This window comes from Neptunomonas sp., assembly GCF_041601355.1.
Taxonomy (GTDB): Bacteria; Pseudomonadota; Gammaproteobacteria; order Pseudomonadales; family Balneatricaceae; genus Neptunomonas.
Window position 1 is genome coordinate 1 of the sequence record NZ_JBFIIH010000155.1, and the last position, 8,131, is coordinate 8,131.

At 49.8% G+C, this 8,131-nt stretch carries 7 protein-coding genes; all 7 read left to right on the forward strand.

From position 1 onward, the window contains the following. Positions 1-1,977: bifunctional glutathionylspermidine amidase/synthase (gene gss / locus ABY436_RS17605; RefSeq protein ID WP_372740239.1), on the forward strand; the 1,977-nt coding region annotated here is incomplete at its 5' end. Between the two features lie 221 nt (positions 1,978-2,198). Then, positions 2,199-2,780, forward strand: coding sequence for a hypothetical protein (locus ABY436_RS17610; protein WP_372740240.1), 582 nt, complete (start codon positions 2,199-2,201; stop codon positions 2,778-2,780). Positions 2,781-2,921: 141 nt separating this feature from the next. Continuing rightward, positions 2,922-3,629, forward strand: coding sequence for a histidine utilization repressor (gene hutC / locus ABY436_RS17615; RefSeq protein WP_372740241.1), 708 nt, complete (start codon positions 2,922-2,924; stop codon positions 3,627-3,629). A 198-nt stretch (positions 3,630-3,827) separates the two neighbouring features. Then, complete coding sequence (gene hutI, locus ABY436_RS17620; RefSeq protein ID WP_372740242.1) at positions 3,828-5,138, forward strand: imidazolonepropionase; 1,311 nt, start codon at positions 3,828-3,830, stop codon at positions 5,136-5,138. Further along, on the forward strand, positions 5,131-6,072 hold the full coding sequence (gene hutG / locus ABY436_RS17625; RefSeq protein WP_372740243.1) for a formimidoylglutamase: 942 nt from the start codon (positions 5,131-5,133) through the stop codon (positions 6,070-6,072). Before hutI ends, hutG begins: the two co-directional genes overlap by 8 nt. 28 nt (positions 6,073-6,100) lie before the next feature. Further along, positions 6,101-7,777: a urocanate hydratase gene (gene hutU / locus ABY436_RS17630; RefSeq protein ID WP_372740244.1), complete on the forward strand. Its 1,677-nt coding sequence runs from the start codon at positions 6,101-6,103 to the stop codon at positions 7,775-7,777. Positions 7,778-7,790: 13 nt separating this feature from the next. Further along, a partial coding sequence (locus tag ABY436_RS17635; RefSeq protein WP_372740245.1) for an aromatic amino acid lyase occupies positions 7,791-8,131 on the forward strand: 341 nt, incomplete at its 3' end.

Below are 8,131 nucleotides of genomic sequence, written 5' to 3' on the forward strand. Positions count from 1 at the left end.
AACACACTGATTTTTTATTCCAGCAGGAACATTACAGCAATGAAATCTGAAACTCAGCCTATCGCTTCAAAGTTCGGGACGCTTTTGGGCGTTGCCTCGGGTGATGTGCCTGTCTATTCGTCACATTATCCTTCTGCGGACGATAATGAATTGCCAAACCGACATGCGTATCGTAGCTATGTTGATGGCATTTTCATGGGATATAAGTGGCAGTGTGTTGAGTTAGCGAGACGCTGGTTATATATCAATAAAGGGTACATTTTTGATGATGTGGCGATGGCCTATGAAATCTTTAATTTGCAATCGGTCCGCGTCATCGCTGACAACAGCCGTTTGCCTTTGAAGTCATTTCGCAATGGCTCTTTGCGTCACCCTGAACCTGGTGCACTCTTGATCTGGAGTGAAGGCGGCGAGTTTGAGGTTACCGGGCATGTCGCTGTGATTACCGAAGTCACGCCAACCTGTTTGCGGCTCATCGAACAAAATGTCACCCATAGTGTCTGGCAGGAAGGGCAACAATATTCGCGTGAAATACCCGCAAGAATAACCGCCGATGGCAGCTATTGGCTGCGTTGCTCGTATGGTGATGCGACTATTCTTGGCTGGGTCGTGCAGACAGATGACGATACCTATGCCGAAGTAATTGAACCACCCAAGCCTGAACTGTATGACCTTCAGCTGCGACAATTGGCGGATAAAGGACAGACGTCGCGGGCGTGGCTGAATATCGCCAACCCTGACGAAGAAGCGTACGTGGCTATGATGGGCAGTCATAAGTTGGGTAGTCGTCCAGAAGATCAGCATCGTTATTTTGTGCAGTCAGAAACCGCGCAGCGTGAATTGAAACGGGCAACCAATGAGCTACATGCGTTGTTTATGCATGCCACCGACTATGTATTGCAAGATGACGCTTTGTTGGAAAAATTTAATATTCCAGCAGCATTGTGGCCTAAGATTCATCAATCCTGGGATAACCGTCGTAATCAGATGATTACCGGACGTTTTGATTTCAGCGTGTCGGGTCGCGGTATTAAAGTCTACGAATACAACTGTGATTCAGCATCCTGTTATATGGAAGCGGGCTTGGTTCAGAAGAAGTGGGCTAATCATTTTGGCTGTAATGAAGGTGAAAGCTCAGGCGAAGGCTTACTCGAGCATTTGATAGAAGCCTGGAAAGCCAGTGATGCTGCTGTGGGTGACAACCGTGATGCAAAGCGTGTGCTACATATCATGCAGGATGGTGATCTGGAAGAAACCTATCACGCGCTGTATATGCAAAAAGCGATTGAGCAAGCGGGCATTCCCTGCAAAGTGATTCATGGTGTCAAAGGTTTAGCGTGGGATGCAGCCGGTAATGTTGTTGATGCTGACGGCATGCAGATTCGTTGGGTGTGGAAAACCTGGGCATGGGAAACGGCTTTAGATCAGATTCGTGCTGAATGTGATGATGATGCAGAGCGTTTGCGCACCTATAAAACAGATCAGGTAAGAATCGCCGCACCCCGGCTGGTAGATGTTCTGCTGCGTGAAGGTGTCATGGTTTATGAGCCATTATGGACCTTGATACCGAGTAATAAAGCGATACTTCCGGTGCTATGGATGTTGTTTCCTAATCATCCCTACCTGCTTAATTCCAGCTTTGATTTAACAGAAGAGCTTAAAACAGGCGGTTATGTTACTAAGCCGATAGCTGGTCGCTGTGGTTTTAATATCAGCTTGTATGATGCGGATACGGGCTTGCTTGAAGAAACGCAGGGGCGATTCTCTGCACAGGATCAAATCTATCAGGAGTTGTGGAAACTGCCGGAAATTGCAGGCTATAACGGCCAGGTATGTACCTTCTCTGTGGCCGGACATTTTGGCGGTAGTTGCCTGCGCGTGGATCCGACACTGGTGATTACCAAGGACAGTGACCTGATTGCGCTCAGAGTGGTGGAGGACGATGCTCTGCTAAAAACCAGTACTCAAGTACCATAGCCATCATCATATAAAGCCATTAACGTTTTTAGAGAAGCTGTTAATGGCCTTATTGAGAGGTGACAAGGTGACAGCTAGAAAGGCGAGAGCCGGATAGCTGCTGAGGTGACATTATGAAAGCCGGAAAAATACAACGGGCACAAATAAAAAGTTCACAAATAAAAAGTGCACAAATAAAAAGTGCAGCAGCCCTCAGGCGCGTTTGCAGATTGCCTCTGATAATGGGTTATTTGGTTTTGAATTGTCTGCTTTTCAGCTATCACGCGTCGGCTGATGTCGTCGCATCAGACGCTGCATCAGATGCTAAATCAGACACGGCCTTACAGGGTGAAAAGAGTATTACTCTGCTTGATAAAGCAGGCAATCGTACTGAAATTGCCCGAGTCATCTTTGAGCCGGTGGAGCAGGGTAGCCGATACGTATTAACCATGCACCGTGAACAGTTTCGTGACTATTTTCTTTCTATGAAAGAGATGAAATGTCTTGAAGGCCCCGAGTTGTGGTGCCATCTTGCCTATCCTTACGAGCAACCCCGAATAGTCACAGCTGACGACCTTCGATGGCTGGAGCATGATCTTCTGTTTATGTTCAAGACACCTAAAGAGTTTGGCGCGAACTTCTGGAATGGCATCTATTACAAACTGGAGGTAGTGGATGGAATGATTAAGGGTGAAGCGCAGGCGATTGATCTGAACACGCTGGCATCACCTCCGGATAATCTTAATGAACCGCCGGTAGGTGAGGCAGAGCGTGATGAAGTGGACACAGATAAACGCTGGTTGCCGTTGATCGAAATTCAATAAAGCTGAATTGGTTAAATAGCCGCATTAAACGAATAGATGCTGGCAGCAGGTGTGACTGCCTTGCATCTTCTTTCCACGTAAGAGTATGATTTTACGCTAGTGTTATTAAAACATTTCGTACCCCTACAAAGAGTTTTTCGTTTGAGCAGCAAAATTCCTCGTTATCAGCAAATTAAAAACTTCATTCTTGATGCGATCGAGAAAGGGGATTACCTCCCTCACAGTCAGATTCCTACCGAGCATGCATTGGCAGATCAGTTTGCAGTTAGCCGAATGACCGTGAACAAAGCCATTCGTGATTTGGTACAAGTAGGCTTGCTGATTCGTACGGCCGGACAAGGCACCTATGTCACGGACTTAAAAGCAGAGTCTCCGTTACAGAATATTAACAATATTGCTGATGAAGTGCGCAGCCGTGGACGCCAATACCACAGTGTAGTGATTCGCTTAGAAGAACAAACTGCCAGGGAGTGGGTCGCCGTGCAGTTGGGTGTAAGGGTTGGAACGCTGGTTTTTCACTCCTTGATTGTTCACTACGAAGATAAAATGCCGCTTCAGTTAGAAGAGCGGTATATTAACCCGGACTGGGCACCGGAATATCTTGCTCAGGACTTTACTCAGTGCACACCTAACGAGTACCTAAACCAACATTGTCCACTCACCGACGTTGAGCACATTGTCGAAGCTGTTATGCCCGATGCCTCTGTGGCTGAATTACTCGATATCAAACCAACTGAGCCTTGTTTGTTATTGCAACGCAGAACCTGGTCTCAACAACACCTGATTAGTTTTGCTCAGCTGACACATCCCGGTAGCCGCTATAAATTGCGCTCTCTAGTCCACCTGTAATCTCCTTGCTATAAACATTTATTTGTATATACAAATATTGTAAAGCCCTTTCTGTATCTCATAAGAAATAGCGAGAACTGGATTTTATCAGGTCTGTTTGTCGTCATTTCCCGATTTTTTGAGGTGCTCTCTATTTGACGCATGCGTTTATCTGCTGTATTTGTATATACAAATGATCTGTTGTGGTTAAACATGATAATGAATGACTTTCGGGACGCCGATAAAGTCTGGCTCGATCTTAATCTGGCAACGATGTCGAGCGCTGTCGGCTCTGATACGAGCTCTGGAATAAGCTCTGGCATGAGCTCAAATATGAGCCCTGCAACCTATGGTATACAGCAGAGTATGGCGTTGGCGGTTAAAAATGGCCGTATCAGTGCGATTGCTCCCATGGCTGTTGTTGATGAGCCGTTATTGCCAACAGCTGGTATTGCCGGGCGGGGTGGCTGGATGACGCCGGGTTTGATCGATTGCCATACGCATCTTGTCTTTGCCGGAAGCCGTGCTGAGGAGTTTGAGCAGCGTTTGCAAGGTGTGCCGTATGCGCAAATAGCGCGCGAGGGAGGAGGGATTCTCTCTACTGTGCGGGCGACTCGAGCCGCTTCTGAACAGCAGTTATTTGACTTGGCAGTACCACGCTTGCAAGCCTTGATGAGGGAAGGGGTCACGACGCTGGAGATTAAGTCTGGCTATGGTTTAACCCTTAAAGATGAACTCAAAATGTTACGCGTGGCGCGCCGATTGGGGGATGCCTTCCCTGTACAGGTTTGTACCACCTTGCTCGGCGCGCATGCGCTCCCGCCTGAGTTTTCGCCCGAATTTGCATCTGAGTTATCAAAAGATAGAGACGCTTATATCGATCTGGTTTGTCAGCAGATGATACCGGCCGCGGCTGAGCAGAAACTCGCGGATGCTGTCGACGTTTTCTGTGAGGGGATAGGTTTTTCAGTGGCACAATGCGACCGGGTATTCAAAGCCGCGCAAAACCACGGTCTGGCGATTAAAGGCCACACGGAACAGTTATCCGATTTGAAAGGCTCGCAACTCGCCGCCAGTTATGGCGCATTGTCGGTTGATCATCTGGAATACCTTGATGCCAGCGCGCTACAGCCCTTGGTTGAGAATGGCACTGTCGCCGTCCTGTTACCGGGGGCTTTCTATTTTCTACGCGAAACACAGCGGCCGCCTATTCAGGCTTTACGGGATGCCGGCATTCCCATGGCGATTGCGACAGACTTTAACCCCGGCACCTCACCGTTGGCTTCTTTGCGTTTGATGATGAACATGGCGTGTACCTTGTTTCGTTTAACTCCTGAAGAAGCGTTGGCTGGCGTAACCTGCAATGCGGCACAAGCGTTAGGTTTATCTGACGATACAGGCAAGCTAGTAGTGGGGGCCCCTGCCGACATGCTGTTATGGGATATCCAGCATCCATCAGAGTTAGCCTATCAAATAGGCGTGCCAATGCTTAAACAACGTATTTATCAGGGAGTAGCTTCTGATGTTTAAAGTAGCGGATATGAGTGTGTGGAACGGCCGGGAAGACTCCCTTGAAGGAGCGCTGGGAACGCGTTGGTACCAACAGGTGAGTGCCTGGCATGAAGGGGCCGCGCCGGGTGTTGCACTGTTCGGTTTTCCGTGTGAGCAGGGGGTGTCGCGCAACTTAGGGCGCACGGGTGCGAAATCAGGCCCACAGGCGATCCGTCGCGCCTTGGCGTCTCACGCATGGCACATGACAAAGCCAGTTTATGATGCGGGCGATATCCGCTGTGATGACTGTGATCTGGAGTCTGCACAGCAGCAGTTGGGTGATTGTGTAAAGCGCTTGTTAGAGCAGCAGCAGTTTCCTCTGATTATGGGCGGTGGTCATGAAATGGCCTATGGCAGCTGGCAAGGACTCAACCAGTTTGCGCATGAACAAGCAGAGCCACCCGTGATCGGCATTATTAACTTTGATGCGCATTTTGATTTGCGCGCTTATGAGCAATTAGGCAGCTCGGGAACGCCATTCAAGCAGATAGCAGATAAATGCACAGCGCAGAATACGCCTTTTCATTACTGTTGTTTGGGGGTGGCGCAAAGTGCCAACACGCAGGCGTTGTTTGCGCGTGCCGATACTCTGGGCGTGAGTTATCGCCTGGATGAACAGATGGGTATTAATTATTTATCAGAAACTCAACAGCAGCTGGTCGCGTTTATCAAAGGGTGCGACTGGCTTTATCTGACCATAGATCTTGATGTACTACCTGCGGCCATAGCGCCCGGGGTAAGTGCCCCTGCGGCCAGAGGTGTTGGCTTAGACGTGCTTGAAACACTGATAGCCGACATAAAAGCCAGCGGCAAGTTGAAATTGGCTGACATCGCCGAACTGAATCCACAACTGGATATTGATCAGCACACGGCACGCACGGCGGCACGACTACTCGGTTTGATCGCCCGTTAATACAGTAGAGACGAAAAGGAGTCCTATTATGAGCTTTACCCGACTCGATGAATCCCGTGTGATTCGTGCGCCTCATGGTAGCCAGCTACGTTGCAAAAGTTGGTTGACTGAAGCGGCTATGCGTATGTTGATGAATAATCTGGATCCGGACGTGGCCGAGCATCCGCAATCGCTGGTGGTGTATGGCGGCATTGGCCGTGCAGCACGTAGTTGGGAGTGTTTCGATAAAATTATTCAAGTATTGCAGCGCCTTGAAGCAGATCAAACATTACTCATCCAATCGGGTAAGCCCGTCGGTGTTTTTCAAACTCATGCTGATGCGCCAAGAGTGCTGATTGCTAACTCTAACCTTGTGCCGCACTGGGCAAACTGGGAGCACTTTAACGAGTTAGATAAGAAAGGATTGGCGATGTATGGCCAGATGACTGCCGGCTCATGGATCTATATTGGTTCACAAGGGATAGTGCAGGGCACTTACGAGACATTCGCAGCGGTGGCGAAACAGCACTTTGATGGAGTCGCTGCCGGGCGCTGGATACTGACGGGTGGTTTAGGCGGGATGGGTGGGGCGCAGCCGTTAGCGGCGACTATGGCGGGTTTCTCCATGTTAGCGGTTGAATGTGATCAAAGCAGAATCGATTTTCGTTTACGAACCGCTTACCTGGATAAAAAAGCAGACACACTCGACAGCGCATTGAGCATGCTTGAACAGGCTAAAGCTGAAGGCAAAGCGCTTTCCGTCGGCTTGCTGGGCAATGCTGCCGATATATTCAGCGAATTAGTGGCGCGCGGTATTACCCCGGATGTCGTGACAGATCAGACCTCAGCACATGACCCGCTTAACGGCTATTTGCCACAGGGCTGGACAATGGAGCATGCCGCCATGATGCGCCAAAAAGATGAAGCGGCCGTCGTAAAAGCTGCCAAGCAGTCGATGGCAGTGCAGGTGACAGCGATGCTGGCGTTGCAATCAAACGGTGCCGCTACACTGGATTATGGCAATAATATTCGCCAGATGGCCTTTGAAGAAGGGGTGACGAATGCGTTTGATTTTCCGGGCTTTGTGCCGGCTTATGTCAGGCCTTTGTTTTGCGAAGGGATTGGGCCGTTCAGGTGGGTGGCGCTGTCGGGTGATCCTGAAGATATCTATAAAACCGATGCTAAGGTGAAAGAGCTTATTCCTGATGATCCTCACTTACATAACTGGTTGGATATGGCGCGCCAGCGAATTGCTTTTCAGGGCTTACCGGCGCGCATTTGCTGGGTGGGCTTAAAAGATCGTGCGCGTTTAGCGTTAGCGTTTAATGAGATGGTCAGCAAGGGTGAGCTGCGGGCGCCGATCGTGATTGGCCGTGACCATCTGGACTCAGGCTCCGTTGCCAGCCCTAACCGGGAAACAGAAGCGATGCTGGATGGCTCGGATGCGGTATCTGACTGGCCGCTGCTCAATGCATTACTGAGTGCTTGCGGTGGCGCGACCTGGGTATCGATACATCATGGTGGGGGAGTTGGCATGGGGTTTAGTCAGCATGCAGGTCTGGTGATTGTCGCGGATGGCACAGAGGCGGCGGCGGCCCGTTTAGGACGGGTATTACGTAATGATCCGGGTACCGGTGTGATGCGACATGCCGATGCCGGCTATCCTTTAGCCAGGCAATGCGCCCGTGAGCAATCATTGGATCTGCCCATGCTAGATGATGAATAGCGGAATCGACACTATGTATGAATTAACCTTAACACCGGGTCAGTTGGATCTAGCCACTTTACGGCGTATTCATCAGGAACCCGTCAAGCTGCGGCTTGATCCGGGTTGTCACGACGCGATTGCCAAGAGTGTCGCCAGCGTCCAGCAAGTCTTGGCAGAAGACCGTGTGGTTTATGGTATCAATACCGGCTTTGGCATGCTGGCCAATACGCGTATCTCAAGCGACGATTTAGAGCTGCTACAGCGCAGTATTGTCTTATCTCATGCGGCTGGGGTCGGCCAGTTTATGCAGCCATCTACAGTGCGCTTGATGATGGTATTAAAGATTAACGCGTTAGCACGGGGTTACTCGGG

Excerpts from the sequence above, each read along its gene's own strand:
- ABY436_RS17610 (WP_372740240.1), top strand. The coding sequence starts at position 2,199 with ATGGGTTATTTGGTTTTGAATTGTCTGCTTTTCAGCTATCACGCGTCG.
- hutI (WP_372740242.1), top strand. The coding sequence starts at position 3,828 with ATGAATGACTTTCGGGACGCCGATAAAGTCTGGCTCGATCTTAATCTG.
- hutG (WP_372740243.1), top strand. The coding sequence starts at position 5,131 with ATGTTTAAAGTAGCGGATATGAGTGTGTGGAACGGCCGGGAAGACTCC.
- hutU (WP_372740244.1), top strand. The coding sequence starts at position 6,101 with ATGAGCTTTACCCGACTCGATGAATCCCGTGTGATTCGTGCGCCTCAT.